The following is a 13588-nucleotide window of genomic DNA, read 5'->3' on the forward strand; positions in this document are numbered from 1 at the left end:
TGATGCTGGATTCGAGTCGGTCGTATGTGGCCGCTACGATGTAAGCACCCAGCAGAACCTGCTCAGATCAGGCAGCTAATGAAAATACTTCAGCCGAGGTTTTCATCTTCAGCGCTTGGTGTGGACGCCAGATGTTATAGAAACAGATCCCGTCACCAATGACACGGTTAGCGTGCTGAAGTGTCCCGGCGGGGCAAGACGTTGGGGTTGATGTGATGTTCAATGGCCACCGCTGCCAGCGCGACGGTATGGAGACATGCCCTGGCCGTCCAGATTGGTCTTGAACTGTGCGGTATAGGTGCGACTCCGACGGCGTGGCTTGCTAGTAAGTTCTTGGTGTATACGTGTCCACGCAATTTTAAGCGGACACGTATGCATCTATCGGATGCTCCGACAGTTCAAGGTGTGTTCACCGAGCGGAAACAAGCCGCTGCTGAGTATTGGCTTTGGCAGGCTTGTTAGGCATACTCGACCTCAATGGTTGTCTTGCCCTTAGAGCCGAGGCCTGCACTCACCTTGACTCCTTCAGTAGGGATATCCAAGTGAGCCCCCGCTTGCTCATCCATGATGATCTTCATCTTTTTTACACCATTATCTTTACCGGCCTTGATGAGATCAGAAGCAGCCTTGGATTGCTTCTCAACCCCTTTCCCAGGACTTACGGTATCGATGATCTTATCTGCTATCCAGAAATGGGGGGCATAAAGCGCACCTACAACTGGGACTTTACGGAGATAAGCGACGGCGGCTTTCCAGCCATCTGTAGTCGTGAGATCGTATGTGTCTGCCATGATGCTTACCCTGCATAACAGATAGACTGAATTGATAGACGAATCGTGACTATCGTCTGCGTACTTACTGTTCTGATTGTAAGCGGGACTTCACTCAAGCAGGGAAATTTGTAACATTTTTTGGCCGTAAGTGGTGGCTTGCTGCGTTACGAGCGATGCGCTGGAGCCGGGCAAAGCGATGACCGGTTGCTGATGAGGGCCTCTCAGGCCTTGACGGTAGCTGTTGTGATGTTTGCTAGGCGGGTCCTGCATAGGGCAGTGCTTCAATAGCCTGTGCGTCAACGTTCAGGGCCAAGGCGACGAGGTCATTGGTGCAGTTCTGCCTGGTTGGCTGGTTCGCGAGTAACGGCCCCCAGTTGTGGCGTGCTGCGGCTGAGACGCGGCTGGCTGGCGGTTAGATTCCCATCTTGGCGGGCGGACGCGGGTTCAATTCCATCCGGTGGCTTGCTGGAATGGCTAGTAAAATCAATGGCTTGTAAGTAGTACCATCTTTTGCTTTATTTCTGGACGAAGTGCCAACTTATGCTTTATTGTGAAACGGGAAAAGTCTGAAAAAGCGGCATCTTGTGCCAACTTATGCTTTATTTCGCACCACTTTATGCTTAACTCCACAATCCAGAGGGTTTTCTTTTTCCAGGTTCGGTTTCGGAAACACCCATGCCTAAGCCACCTCCCATCTTCGAGCCCAAAACCCGCGTTCGGCGCCAGAGCTCTCTCCTCTGGGTTTTCGACCGCTTCGAATTCGATCCGGGCTATCTTCGTTCGCGCATGTTCGGATGCGAGACGGCGTATATGGACGGCATGCTTTGCCTGGGGGTCATCGATCGCGGCGACGAGCCATGGAATGGGCTGCTGGTCTGTACCTCGCGCGAGCGTCAAGCCGGCCTGATGGCAGAAATGCCCGCGCTGCGGCCGCACAAAGTCCTGGGGAAATGGCTTTACATTTCACAGAACGACCCGGCGTTCGAGGAATCAGCGGCGCGGTTGGTCGAATGGGTGCTGGCCCGTGATTCGCGTATAGGCGTCGAGCCCAAGAGAGCTTGACTGCTCGGCGTGAGAGCGTCGTCGCGATGGGTATTTTTCGCGGACAGGCGATGCGGCGAGGCAGGGACGCTCAGGAGACGTTGCCTGAAGCAGGAGCGCTCGTCGTCCGTGCGCGTTGCGCCACGTTGTAGATGGTCGTCCGGGATACCTGATAGCGTGCGGCGATCTGGGTGATCGGCATGCTGCGCGCCTTGATCATGGCGATGATTTCTTCTGTCTGGCGACGGTTCAGCTTGGGTCGCCTGCCGCCATGCCGCCCTCTGGCCCGGGCCGCCGCGAGGCCGGCCTGCGTGCGCTCGCGGATCAGGTTGCGTTCGAATTCGGCCAGGGCCGCAAAGACATGGAAGATCAGCCGGCCGGATGCGCTGCCGGTTTCGATCCTTTCGGTCAGGCTTTCGAAACAGACGCCTTTCGCCTCCAGGTCGCCGACGATGCGGACCAGATCGTGCAGGCTGCGGCCCAGCCGGTCGAGGCGCCAGACCACCAGCGTATCTCCCTGGCGTAACGCCCGGAAGCAGGCATCGAGCCGTTCGCGCTCCGCGTTCTTGCCGCTCGCCACGTCGGTGTAGATGTCGCCCTTCTTGACCCTTGTGCGAAGAAGCGCGTCGAGTTGCAGATCCAGGTGCTGTTCGTCTGTAGAAACCCGAGCGTATCCGAGTCGCCGTCCGGCGGGTGCTTCTGTCTTCATTATGGGCCGAAATGTACATCAAACGGTGGTTTTCTATACACCAGTCGAGGTCCCGGAAATCTAACATGGCGAATCAATTGTTGCATAGAGAAAACAATTCAATTCAAACATTCTGTGCGATGCCGCAGCGGGTCCGTGGGGCAAATGCATCAAACCACCGTTTCTTGTACTTCGGTCGGGGTTTCATCGGAATGTCGCAACCGAGCCACTCGCATTGCCTGGAGAGGGGAGGCGGGCTCGTCTAGGAGAAGCGGATGCGCAACATCAAGATAAGTACCCGGCTTGCACTGGGTTTTGGCCTGTTCACCTTGTTGCTGCTGGTGATAGCGGGTTATGGCGCCTGGGGGCTGCATACGAGCCAGGAGCGTTCGGCCGAGATGGAGTTGCGCAGCAGCGTGGGCTTTCTGGTCGAACAATGGGCCAAGGCGGAGATCGAGTCCGCCGGGATGCTCCGGGTCGTGGCGGCGCACATCCAGTCCGGAGATCGCGGCGCGATCGAGAATGCCCGGCAGGCCTTCGATCAGGCATCCCGGCGCACCGCGGAAATCCGGCCCCGGGTGGAGGGCGCCATCCGTAACCCCGAGGTCGCCGCCCTGTACCGGCAGGCGCTGGCTGCGCGGGACGACTACGTCAAGGGGCGGAGCCTGGCGTTCAAGGATATGGAAGAGGGCAGGCCGGACCGGGCCCAGTCCTATTTCACCCAGGAATTTCCCCAGGCCTCGAACCAATACCTGCAGGCCATCGAGAAGGTCTCGCAATTCCAGCAGAACCACATCGACGGCCTGAACGAGCAGAACCAGCGGGCTTCCCGGGAGAGCTTCTTCCTGCTGGCCGCCGGTGCGATTCTGGCTTTGATCCTCGGCCCCTTGTTCGCCTGGAGGGTGACCCGCTCGATCACGCAGCCGCTGCGGGATGCGGTCGATCTTGGGGCGAGCGTCGCCCGGCGCGACTTGACGCACGATATCCAGCCTCATGGCCGGGACGAAGTCGCCCGCCTGGAGCAGGCCCTGCATGACATGGTCTCGGGGCTGCGGCATACCGTTGGGGAAGTCCAGACCGGGGCGGACACCATTGCTTCGGCGGCGGGGCAGATCGCCGCGGGCAACGTCGACCTGTCCTCGCGCACCGAAGAGCAGGCGAGTTCGCTCGCGGAAACCGCAGCCACCATGGAGGAGATCACGGCGGCGGTGCGCCAGAGCGCGGACAATGCCCAGCAGGCGGATACCCTGGCGGGCACCGCCGCCAGGACGGCCACCGAGGGGGGCGCCATCGTCGATGAACTCGTCGGCACCATGGGCGAAATCCACGACAAGTCCAGGCAGGTCGCGGAGATCATCAACGTCATCGATTCGATCGCCTTCCAGACCAACATCCTGGCGCTCAATGCCGCCGTGGAAGCGGCGCGGGCGGGCGAGCAGGGCCGGGGCTTCGCCGTGGTGGCGAGCGAGGTGCGGGCGCTCGCGCAGCGCAGCGCCGCCTCGGCCAAGGAAATCAAGGTGCTCATCGACGGTTCCGCCCAGGCCACGGCGAAAGGCAACGAACAGGCCGCCCGCGCGGGGAACTCGATGCAGAAGATCGTCGAGGCCATCGGCCATGTGACCGGGGTCATCAGCGAAATCAGCGCCGCCAGCCGCGAACAGACGACGGGCATCGAGGAAATCAATACGGCGGTCAGCCAGATGGACGATGTCACCCGCCAGAATGCCAGCCTGGTCGAAGAGTCGGCCGCGGCGGCGGCCAGCCTGCGCGAGCAGGCCGATACGCTGGCGCGGCTGGTGTCCACCTTCCGGTTGGCCGCCGCCTCGGCCGGCCCGGCCGATCCGGGCATGCGCCGGCTGCCCTTGCAGGCGCGGCAGGATGAGGGCGCGCCGGGCGTTGCGCGGCCCGCCAGGACTGCGGCGCTGCCGGCTCCGCAGTCGGGCAGGACGCATGAATCGGCCGGCGAGTGGGCCGAATTTTAAAGAGAGGCCGTCATGCGGGGGACAGCAGCCCATGGCCAGGCCCATCCGATGGCTTTCTACGATCCCTTGACCGGCCTGCCGCAACGCCAGGTGTTCATCGGGTGCATGGAGCAGGTCCTGGCGGCTCTCGCGCATGGCGAAGAGCGGCTGGGCGCCGTCCTGATGCTGGACATCGACGACTTCCGCAAGGTCAACGAGACGTACGGGCTGGATGTGGGAGACCAGATCTTGCGCGAGATCGGGCGGCGGCTGAGCGCGGCGATCCGGCCGCACGACAGCGCATCGCGCACCACGGGCGACGAGTTCATGGTCCTGCTGACCTTGCTGGGCGCCGACCGCGCGGTCGCGGCCCGGGATGCCTTGAAAGTGGCCGGGAAACTGCATGAGGTCCTGATCGGCCAGCCGTTCCAGGCGGGGGGCGCCTCCATCTCGATCCAGGTAAGCATCGGACTGACGCTGCTCGACCAGCGGAGCACGAAAATCAGCCAGGTGCTTCAGGAAGCGGGCATGGCGCTGCACCGGGCAGAGGAAAAAGGCGGGGATTGCATTGTCTTCTTCAGTTCATGCATTCAGGCGAGGATCGAGGAACGGCTGTCCCTGGAGCGGGATCTGTCCGCCGCGCTGAAGGCCTCGCAGTTGCGGATGGACCTGCAGCCGCAGCACGACGAGGGCGGTCGGGTCGTGGGCGCCGAGCTCCTGGCGCGCTGGACGCATCCCGAGCGCGGGGTCATTTCTCCGGCCCAATTCATTCCCGTCGCCATGGAGGCGGGCCTGATGCCCCGGCTGACGCGCTGGTCGCTCCGGGCGGCTTGCGAAACCCTGGCGCGCCTGCAAGGGCATGGGGTCGACTGCCCGATTTCGGTCAACATCAATCCGCGTAGCCTGCTCAGGCCCGATTTCGTGTCTTCCGTCCAGGAAACCCTGGAGCGGACAGGCGCCTTGGCGGACCGCCTGATATTCGAGATCACCGAGGAAGCCTGGCTGGAAGACCTGGAGCTTGCCGCCCGGCGCATGAAAGCGCTGAATCGGCTGGGTATCCGCTTCTCCATCGACGATTTCGGCTCGGGCTTCACGAACCTGACCTATCTCAGGCGGCTGCCCCTGGACGAACTGAAGATCGACAAGAGTTTGATCCAGGGCTTGCCCGAGGATGCGGACAGCCAGGCGATCATCCGGATGATCCTGGGCATGGCCAGGCAGCTCGGCCTGCGCGTCGTCGCCGAGGGGATTGAAACAGGGGCGCAGGCCGGTTTTCTTTTCGCGCATGGCTGCGATGCCGTGCAGGGTTTCTGGAAGGCGCGTCCCATGCCCGTCGAGGCATGGGTGGCGGCGCAGGCCAGGTCATTCGGATTTCAGGGGCGACCATGAAGGGTTATGAGGGCAACCATGAGAACAACCAGGACCGACAGGGGCCGAAGACCCGGGAATATCTGGTCTTCGAGCTTGTCGGGCAGGAGTACGGCATCGATATCCTGAAGGTGCAGGAGATTCGCGGCTATGACGCCAAGATGGTGGCGCCGATCGCCGATGCGCCCGCCCATGTGCGGGGCGTCATGAATCTGCGGGGCGCCATCGTGCCGATTGTCGATCTGTGCGCGAAACTGGGTATCGAACGCGCCGTCTATGACGAAAGGACGGTTGTGGTGGTCCTGGGCCTGGGAGCGCGCAGGGTCGGGATCGTCGTCAACGGCGTATCGGACGTGACGGAACTGCCGCCCTCGCAGATCAAGGATCCGCCCCGGTTCGGCACGGACGCGTCCTCGCGGTTCGTCACGGGGATCGGCACGGTCGATCAGCGGATGCTGATCCTGGTGGATATCGAGGCGCTGCTGGAAGACGATCCGTCCCTGGACGCGGGCGTCCAGACACGGGATCGGCAGGGTCAGGGGGCCATGCAGGGTCAGGCCGGCCGCGCCGACGTGCGTCCGTAGAAGATCTTGGACGTCAGATCATTGAGCCGCATGTCCGGCTGGGTGCCGTAGGTCAGCACCGAGTTGATGCGAGGCCGCGCGCCGCCGACCGGGGTGACGCGGTGCATGGCATGGCGGCCATGGAAGAAGGCCAGGGTGCCCGGGGCGCTGGACAGCAGCTTGACCCTGGACGGGTCGCCTTCAAGCACTTTCTGGACCTCGGCGTAGCACTCGTCGGTTTCCGTGCGCAAGGCCGGCACATATTCGAACAGGCCGCCTTGTTCGGCAGGCTCGTACATGACGGTGATGGAAAATTCGCTGCGGTCGAAGTGCCAGCCCAGTTCTTCAGTGGGGAAGAATTTCGTGATCTGCAGCGCATCGAGCGGGTCGGCGCTGCGATACAGCACGGGTTTTTCCAGCACGGCGGCAATGAAACGGGTGAGATCGTCCGATTCGTACAGCGTGCGCATGGGCGCGTCGGCCGGAATGTAGTCGTAGGCGATGCCGTGCTTGGCGGAACGCACGGTGCGCGCCCGCGGGTGGGCGGCGGGGACGGTGGCATCGACTTCCTCGAAATACACCGTGTGCGGACGGTCGGTGACCCAGGCTTTTTCCTCCAGGCGGTCGGCGATGGCGACCATCCCGGCAACCGCCTCCGGCGTGATGAACCCTTCGAGCGCACAGGCGCCTTCCTGCGCCAGGGTTTGCCGGCATTGCCGGATCAACGCGCGACCCTGCTCGCTGTGCAGATCGTGGATCGGGTAGCGGTCCAGGTCGACGATACCGCGGTAGGCCGGCTCGGAGAGATCAACAGGGGCGCGGTGGGCAGTATTCGATGGCATGTCTGTTTTCCGGAGAGGGGCGTTGTTTCTGTGGACAAACCTTCATCTTACGGCAAGTTGTGCGGCCCATGAGCGGCCGTGATTGGGCGGCGCCGCATTCCGGCCCGGTCATCTTCGTGTATAACGGTCTGTCCGCGAAATCAGTTCAACCATAAAGGAGACGCCGTGTTGACCGACTCTATCCGAAAGACGCTGCTGTGCATCGGCCTGGCCGCCTTGGGCGTATCCACCGCCGGCGCCGCGACCACTCTGAAGATTGGCACCGAAGGGGGCTATCCGCCCTGGAGCATGGTCGATGCCAAGGGCCAGGTGACCGGCTTCGACGCCGACGTCGGCCATGCGCTGTGCGAGCAAATGAAAGTGAAGTGCCGTTTTGTCGTGCAGGCCTTTGACAGCCTGATTCCTTCGCTGGAGGCCAACCGCTTCGACATGGTCATCTCCGGCATGACCGCGAATCCCGAGCGCGGCGAACGCGTGCTTTTTAGCGTGCCCTATGCGCTGGAGGAATCGACTTTCGTGCTGCCGGCCGATAGCCCGTGGTTGCGCAACGAAGACACGGATGCGGTCATCAAGGGCCTGTCGGGCAAGGCCATCGGAGTGCAATCTGGCACCACCCAGGGCGCGTTCCTGCGCAAGCGGAACCCGGAGATCCAGTTGAAGGAGTACGACTCCCTGGACCAGATGCAGATCGACCTGGGCAGCGGGCGCCTGTATGGCACGTTCGCGGACCTGTCTTCGCAGGAAGAGTTCGTGTCGAAAACCAAGAGTTCGGCGTATGCGGTCTCCAGCCTGGTGATCAAGAGCTCGGCGGATACCGATACGCTGGGCTTCGGGATTGCAGTCGGTATGCGCAAGGGAAACGATGAACTGGCCAAGCGCGTCAATCAGGCGATGTGCCAGATCAGCAAGGACGGCACCCTCAAGGCCTCCAGCATGAAGTGGTTTGGCCGGGACAGTTCCAACCCGGACGCGTGCGCACTGCCTGCCTCCTGATGGACAGCCGGCCGCCCCTTGGCTGTCAGCGTGGGGCGGCGCCTTCCGATCGGGCCATCCGCCGATGCGCTCCCTCGGCACACAAAAACGCCAGGGCGATCAGCACCGCGCTGATCCAGCCCAGGTGGTGCGCATCGGCGAATTGAATCCCCAGGCCGCCCAGAATGCCCGAGGCAGAGACGCCCAGATAGATCGCGGCGGAATTCAGCCCCATCAGCAATGCGCCCAGGGCAGGGAAGATCGCCAGCAGGCGATGCTGTTGCGGCACCAGCAGTCCCCAGCCGCAGAACGCCCAGACGATCAACGCCGGGATCGCACTCGCCAGGCTGCTGCTGCTCCAGGGCAGCAAGGCGAAGTCGATCACGGTCAGGCACAGCGCGCCATTGATGAGGCGACGGCTGCCCAGTCGATCCGTCAGCTTGCCCGCGACCAGATTGCCCGCGGTCGCCGCGCAACCCCAGATCAGCAGCAGCAGCGCCAGCCGGTCGCCGTTGCCCAGGGTGGCGCGGTCGAATGACACGCCGATGTAGGTGTAGACGGTGAAAAAGCCGCCGTAGGCCAGCAGGGTGGTCAGCAAGGTGAGCGTCACGCGGCTGTCGGTCAGCGGGGCCAGCCGTTGGCGCAGGCTGATGGCCGGAGGAATGGGCAGGCTGGGCAGCAGCAGCCCGACGCCGACGGCGGCCAGGATGCCGAGCGCCGTGACGAACCACAAGGTGATCCGCCAGTCGCCCAGGCCCCCCAGGAATGTGCCGATCGGGGAGCCGAGCGCTGTGGCGCTGGTCAGTCCAGCGATCACGATGGCCAGCGCCCGCCCTCTCTGTGCCGGCGGAACCAGCGAGGCGCCTACCGCCGTGGCGGTCGGGCCGAACATCGCGGCGCCGAGTCCCGTGATGAGGCGGCTGCCCAGCAGCACGGAAAGTGTGGGGGCCAGCGCCGTCATCACATTGCCGAGGATGAAGACCGCCATGCCGCCCATCAGCAGCCCCTTGCGGGACCAGTGGGCGGCGAGGGCGGCGATGACCGGCGAGAGCACGGCGTAGGAGATGGCATACAGCGTCACCATCTGGCCGACCGTGGGGATGGGGGCGTGCATCGAATCGGCGATGAGGGGGAGGATGCCGGCCACCACGAAACTGTCGGTTCCGATGGCGAACATTCCCAGGGCGAGTGTGAGCAGATGGCGATCCATGGGGGAGACTCCTGAGCCCTTGTGAGGCTCTGCGGGTAGGGCGGATTGAAGACAGGTCGAGACCGCCGATCAGGGCTTGATGGTGTGGTGGTCGGCGTATAGTTTCGTGACGCAACTATACTCCTATTTGTTCAATAAGTTTCGTCACGAAACTTGCGGGTGATAAGATGGCCGCATGTACCGCAAAGACCTGTCCGCCATCGATTGCTCCATCGCCCGCTCTCTCGACATCGTCGGAGAGTGGTGGAGCCTGATGATCGTGCGCGAATGCACCCTGGGCACCACCCGGTTCGATGTCTTCCAGCGCCGCCTGGGCATCGCCCGCAATGTGCTGACCAACCGCCTGAACCATCTGGTCGAGCACGGCATCCTGAGCAAGCAGCCCCTGGAGGGCGAGCGTTTCTTCGAATACCGCCTGACCCCGAAGGGCGAGGCTCTGTACCCGATCCTGGTCGCCTTGATGCAGTGGGGAGATCAGTGGGCCGGGAGCGAACCGGGCGGCGGACCCATCCAGATGGTGGACAAGCGCAGCGGCCGCCCCATCGAGTGGATGGGACCGCGCGCTGCGGAGGGTCCGGTGCTGGGTTACCGCGATATCCGGCTGGAACCGACCGCATGCACCAGTGATCGCACCCGGGAAGTCATCGAGCAGCGCAATCACGACGTGTTGCGAGAGGATCGGTAAGCACCCATTACCACGCTTGCCCCGGCCGGGGCGCGGGCGGTTAAATGAAGCCGAGGGCAGGGGGCCAGTCAGACGTTTCCCGGGAGGGCGACATGAAAGACCAACCCTATTCCGATCCAACGGCGTACGGCAATGGTCCGGATGATGCCGTGACGGATACGACGGAACGCGCCGCGGTGACGCATCACGCCTTGCGCCTGGGCGGCCGGACGTTGGGCTACACCGCCCGAGTCGGCCATCTGGCCGCCGTGGATGCCGGCAGTTCGCGCCCCAGCGCGAAGATCTTCTATGTGGCCTTCACCCTGGATGGCGATGCGGCGCACGAGCGGCCGGTCACCTTCTTCTACAACGGCGGGCCCGGTTCGTCGTCGGTCTTCGTCCTGCTGGGCTCGTTCGCGCCCCGGCGCATCCGGACGTCCATGCCCGATTTCACGCCGCCCGCGCCCTACACGCTGGAAGACAATCCCGACAGCCTGCTCGACCGCAGCGACCTGGTGTTCATCAACCCCGTCGGGACGGGCTATTCGGCGGCCGTCGCGCCGTGGAAGAACCGCGATTTCTGGGGCGTGGACCAGGACGTCGCTTCGCTCAAGCAGTTCATCAAGCGCTACCTGACCGTCTACGACCGCTGGAACTCGCCCAAATTCCTGTTCGGCGAATCCTATGGCACGGCCCGCAGCGCCGCCCTGTCCTATGCCTTGCACGAGGACGGCGTGGATCTGAATGGCGTGACCCTGCAGTCCTCGATCCTGGACTATGCGCGCGCCGGTGACCCTGTGGGCGCGCTGCCCACTGCGTCGGCGGATGCCTGGTATCACCACAAGCTGGGCCTGCATCCCGTGCCCGACACACTGCCGGCCTTGATGGACACCGTGTGCGCTTTTGCGCGAGGCGACTTCGACCAGGCGCTGCGGGCCTATCCGCATATGGCCGCGGAGACGCTGGAACGGCTGAGCCAGTACACCGGCATCGACCCGCCGACGCTGATGTCCTGGCGCCTGGACATCGCCGCCGGAGATGGCGAGGGCCACACCCTGTTTCTGCTGCGGCTGCTGCATGACCAGGGCCGCGCGATCGGCGCGTATGACGGCCGCGTAACCGGCGTCGACACGGGGATCGCCCGCCACATCTCGCCCAACTCGGGCGGCAACGATCCGGCCATGACGGCCGTGTCGGGCGTGTACACGGCCATGTGGCATCACTACCTGAACGGCGAACTGAAGTTCACCTCGGCTTCATCCTTTACGGATCTCAATGACCAGGCGTTTCAGTATTGGGATTTCCATCATGTGGACCCCACCGGGGCGCAGAAGGGCATGGACGCCCAGGGGAACGTGGTGCTGTACACCGCAGGCGATCTGGCGGCGACGATGAGCCTGAACGTGGACCTGAAAGTGCTGTCCGCCAACGGCTACTATGATTTCGTCACGCCGTTCTTCCAGACCGAACGGGATCTGCAGGACATGCCGCTGGTCGAGCCGGCCTTGCGCAAGAACCTGACCACGCGCTGCTATCCCTCCGGGCACATGATTTACCTGGATGACGGATCGCGCACGGCTTTGAAGGCCGACGTGGCCGCCATGATGGATGCCGCCGTGGCCGACCGTCAGGCGGTGGCCCGGATTCGGACGTTGCAGGCGCAGCATGCGTCGTTTCACAGGAGCGATCAATGATCCGTAAAAACACGATTTGCCTCTGGTACGACGGCGCCGCCCTGGAGGCGGCCCGGTTCTATGCCCAGACCTTCCCCGACAGCGCCGTGGGCGACATCGTCCATGCGCCCGGCAACTATCCCTCGGGCAAGGAAGGTGATGTCCTGACCGTCGAGTTCACCGTCCTGGGCATCCCCTGCCTGGGCTTGAACGGCGGCCCGGTGTTCAGCCACAACGAATCGTTTTCGTTCCAGGTCGCGACCGATGACCAGGCCGAGACCGACCGCTTATGGAATGCCATCGTCGACAACGGTGGCCGGGAAAGCGTCTGCGGCTGGTGCAAGGACAAGTGGGGGATTTCTTGGCAGATCACGCCCCGGGTGTTGTCGGAGGCGCTGAAGCACCCGGACCGCGCGGCGGCGAAACGGGCGTTCGAGGCGATGATGGAGATGGGGAAGATCGATGTGGCGGGGGTGGAGCGGGCGTTGAGGGGGTAGGGGGCTGGTGTCGGCCAGAAGCGGTCGTTAAGTCACACTACCTCACAGGCAGCTTCAGACTGTGGTAGTGGCCATTGCCAACTCACTGGCCATATGCAGAACGCAAGCCGCGTACCATCTGTTGATTCACTTGCGAATGTAGCATCAATGCCTCAACGCGAATCTCGGTACTTCCAATGACTGTCCTGCGTCGGGAAAGACTTCTATCAATCAACGGTTCAATGCGTTACATCAGAGATTTTTTTCTCTTTCACTGCGTTTCGACACAGCAGCGCGACATGGTCGGCAAATTCATCTGCCAACGGAATGATTCGTTCGAGCCTTTTCTTATGTTCAGAAAATGGGCTGGAAAACATGAAACTGACCATGTTCTCAATCTGGCGGTTCACGTCAGGAGTTCCGCCGACAACGCTCCTGCCTTCAATTAGACAATGATGAAACCGGAGAGTCTCTGCTAAATCAGCGTCGAATGTTTGACCGAGAAGAAGGTAGTCCAGCGGCTGCTTGTACTGCCGACTGATATCGCAAATCTGAAGCAGATCAATGTCCCCCAAGCCTTGTAGTATCCCCTTTTTCGTAATGGTGTTCAGTTTAGCTAACGAAGCCGTAATTTTTCCCGTTCTTATTGGCTGATGGTTGAAAACCCCCTCAGACTGGTCTGCTATATGTCCTTCGATTCGACTTCCGAAAACCCTTCGGATGTAGAACGGGTCGAAGTACCTAAGCGGCATGTCTTCTGGGATCGCCTTGTCGGCCCAGGCTGCTGCCAGAATCTCACCACCGTGCCAGGCACGCAGATCACGTTCCCACTCGGACTGCTCGATTTGATTAGCAAAGACCTCCAGATAGTCCGCGTCCGCGTGAACGTCCAGCATCCGCCTGTAAAGTGTATTCCCGTCGTCGAAGCCAATCATTGCGACAGGGAGTCCACAATAGCGCAGTATCGTTTGCACCTGGATAAATCGGCCGATGGCATTCTCTGGAGAACTCGCCGGCTTACGGCCACCGTGCTCATAGAGAGCGACTGGCGATACTGCCAGATAGCTTGGCAAATCGCTCCACTGTGCTACAAATCGGCAGAATGCAGCGTAAGCCATTGCTCTGGGGCGGCGCCTCTGGTCTTCAAGATGCTTAAAATCCTGCACGATGCTGTTGTCCAGCACTAGAAATATCTTCCGGCTTAGTTCATATCCAGCTATATATGAATGAAGGAGATGGTGCAGACTCCTATAGAAGATCAAGATTTGCTCTTCAGTCATTCGATTGAGATCGGGTGTGAATTCGATCGACAGTTCACCCTTTAATCTTTCTGTATGTGTCATGGAGCTTGCATGGG

General features: G+C 62.0%; 12 protein-coding genes and 1 pseudogene. 8 read left to right on the top strand and 5 right to left on the bottom strand.

All coding sequences use genetic code 11. From position 1 onward, the window contains the following. Positions 1-458: 458 nt before the first annotated feature. Positions 459-791: a hypothetical protein gene (locus tag ACFO0J_RS10065; RefSeq protein WP_376812930.1), complete on the bottom strand. Its 333-nt coding sequence runs from the start codon at positions 789-791 to the stop codon at positions 459-461. Positions 792-1448: 657 nt separating this feature from the next. Between ACFO0J_RS10065 and ACFO0J_RS10070 the strand changes: the two genes are divergently transcribed. Next, positions 1449-1835: a hypothetical protein gene (locus tag ACFO0J_RS10070; protein ID WP_376812931.1), complete on the top strand. Its 387-nt coding sequence runs from the start codon at positions 1449-1451 to the stop codon at positions 1833-1835. A 70-nt stretch (positions 1836-1905) separates the two neighbouring features. Here the strand turns inward: ACFO0J_RS10070 and ACFO0J_RS10075 are convergent, their stop codons facing one another. After that, positions 1906-2523, bottom strand: coding sequence for a recombinase family protein (locus ACFO0J_RS10075; RefSeq protein WP_376812932.1), 618 nt, complete (start codon positions 2521-2523; stop codon positions 1906-1908). Between the two features lie 254 nt (positions 2524-2777). On the opposite strand from ACFO0J_RS10075, the gene ACFO0J_RS10080 reads away from it, so the two are divergent. From ACFO0J_RS10080 to ACFO0J_RS10090, 3 genes are read left to right on the top strand one after another with little or no spacing between them, the layout of a single operon-like run. After that, positions 2778-4484: a methyl-accepting chemotaxis protein gene (locus ACFO0J_RS10080; RefSeq protein ID WP_465251284.1), complete on the top strand. Its 1707-nt coding sequence runs from the start codon at positions 2778-2780 to the stop codon at positions 4482-4484. A 12-nt stretch (positions 4485-4496) separates the two neighbouring features. Continuing rightward, positions 4497-5852 (top strand): putative bifunctional diguanylate cyclase/phosphodiesterase, encoded by a 1356-nt coding sequence (locus tag ACFO0J_RS10085; RefSeq protein ID WP_376812933.1) that lies wholly within the window; start codon positions 4497-4499, stop codon positions 5850-5852. Further along, positions 5849-6415 carry a chemotaxis protein CheW gene (locus ACFO0J_RS10090; RefSeq protein WP_376812934.1) on the top strand — a complete coding sequence of 189 codons (567 nt, stop codon included), beginning with the start codon at positions 5849-5851 and terminating at the stop codon, positions 6413-6415. Before ACFO0J_RS10085 ends, ACFO0J_RS10090 begins: the two co-directional genes overlap by 4 nt. Here ACFO0J_RS10090 and ACFO0J_RS10095 read toward each other — a convergent pair. After that, positions 6385-7236, bottom strand: a complete 852-nt coding sequence (locus ACFO0J_RS10095; protein ID WP_376812935.1) for a HalD/BesD family halogenase — start codon at positions 7234-7236, stop codon at positions 6385-6387. The two genes, ACFO0J_RS10090 and ACFO0J_RS10095, sit on opposite strands and share 31 nt — an antisense overlap. 165 nt (positions 7237-7401) lie before the next feature. On the opposite strand from ACFO0J_RS10095, the gene ACFO0J_RS10100 reads away from it, so the two are divergent. Continuing rightward, the gene (locus ACFO0J_RS10100; RefSeq protein ID WP_376812936.1) at positions 7402-8229 is read left to right on the top strand and encodes a transporter substrate-binding domain-containing protein; all 828 of its coding nucleotides are present in this window, start codon (positions 7402-7404) and stop codon (positions 8227-8229) included. Between the two features lie 25 nt (positions 8230-8254). On the opposite strand, the gene ACFO0J_RS10105 is transcribed toward ACFO0J_RS10100, so the two are convergent. Continuing rightward, the gene (locus ACFO0J_RS10105; RefSeq protein WP_376812937.1) at positions 8255-9418 is read right to left on the bottom strand and encodes an MFS transporter; all 1164 of its coding nucleotides are present in this window, start codon (positions 9416-9418) and stop codon (positions 8255-8257) included. 175 nt (positions 9419-9593) lie between these two features. Between ACFO0J_RS10105 and ACFO0J_RS10110 the strand changes: the two genes are divergently transcribed. From ACFO0J_RS10110 to ACFO0J_RS10120, 3 genes and pseudogenes are all read left to right on the top strand, one after another. Continuing rightward, positions 9594-10103 carry a winged helix-turn-helix transcriptional regulator gene (locus tag ACFO0J_RS10110; protein ID WP_376812938.1) on the top strand — a complete coding sequence of 170 codons (510 nt, stop codon included), beginning with the start codon at positions 9594-9596 and terminating at the stop codon, positions 10101-10103. 95 nt (positions 10104-10198) lie between these two features. Next, positions 10199-11776, top strand: a pseudogene (locus ACFO0J_RS10115) (S10 family peptidase); the annotation flags it as partial. Then, positions 11773-12252 carry a VOC family protein gene (locus tag ACFO0J_RS10120; RefSeq protein ID WP_376812940.1) on the top strand — a complete coding sequence of 160 codons (480 nt, stop codon included), beginning with the start codon at positions 11773-11775 and terminating at the stop codon, positions 12250-12252. The pseudogene ACFO0J_RS10115 and the gene ACFO0J_RS10120, both read left to right, overlap by 4 nt. Before the next feature lie 218 nt (positions 12253-12470). Here ACFO0J_RS10120 and ACFO0J_RS10125 read toward each other — a convergent pair whose 3' ends face one another. Beyond that, positions 12471-13574 (bottom strand): hypothetical protein, encoded by a 1104-nt coding sequence (locus tag ACFO0J_RS10125; RefSeq protein WP_376812941.1) that lies wholly within the window; start codon positions 13572-13574, stop codon positions 12471-12473. Between the last annotated feature and the right edge of the window lie 14 nt (positions 13575-13588).

It is taken from the genome of Castellaniella hirudinis (genome assembly GCF_042651965.1).
In the GTDB taxonomy this organism is placed as follows: Bacteria; Pseudomonadota; Gammaproteobacteria; order Burkholderiales; family Burkholderiaceae_B; genus Castellaniella; species Castellaniella hirudinis.

What these genes read in the sequence shown, in the direction of transcription:
- ACFO0J_RS10065 (WP_376812930.1), bottom strand. Translation starts at nt 791, where the DNA reads ATGGCAGACACATACGATCTCACGACTACAGATGGCTGGAAAGCCGCC.
- ACFO0J_RS10070 (WP_376812931.1), top strand. Translation starts at nt 1,449, where the DNA reads ATGCCTAAGCCACCTCCCATCTTCGAGCCCAAAACCCGCGTTCGGCGC.
- ACFO0J_RS10075 (WP_376812932.1), bottom strand. Translation starts at nt 2,523, where the DNA reads ATGAAGACAGAAGCACCCGCCGGACGGCGACTCGGATACGCTCGGGTT.
- ACFO0J_RS10080 (WP_465251284.1), top strand. Translation starts at nt 2,778, where the DNA reads ATGCGCAACATCAAGATAAGTACCCGGCTTGCACTGGGTTTTGGCCTG.
- ACFO0J_RS10085 (WP_376812933.1), top strand. Translation starts at nt 4,497, where the DNA reads ATGCGGGGGACAGCAGCCCATGGCCAGGCCCATCCGATGGCTTTCTAC.
- ACFO0J_RS10090 (WP_376812934.1), top strand. Translation starts at nt 5,849, where the DNA reads ATGAAGGGTTATGAGGGCAACCATGAGAACAACCAGGACCGACAGGGG.
- ACFO0J_RS10095 (WP_376812935.1), bottom strand. Translation starts at nt 7,236, where the DNA reads ATGCCATCGAATACTGCCCACCGCGCCCCTGTTGATCTCTCCGAGCCG.
- ACFO0J_RS10105 (WP_376812937.1), bottom strand. Translation starts at nt 9,418, where the DNA reads ATGGATCGCCATCTGCTCACACTCGCCCTGGGAATGTTCGCCATCGGA.
- ACFO0J_RS10110 (WP_376812938.1), top strand. Translation starts at nt 9,594, where the DNA reads ATGTACCGCAAAGACCTGTCCGCCATCGATTGCTCCATCGCCCGCTCT.
- ACFO0J_RS10120 (WP_376812940.1), top strand. Translation starts at nt 11,773, where the DNA reads ATGATCCGTAAAAACACGATTTGCCTCTGGTACGACGGCGCCGCCCTG.
- ACFO0J_RS10125 (WP_376812941.1), bottom strand. Translation starts at nt 13,574, where the DNA reads ATGACACATACAGAAAGATTAAAGGGTGAACTGTCGATCGAATTCACA.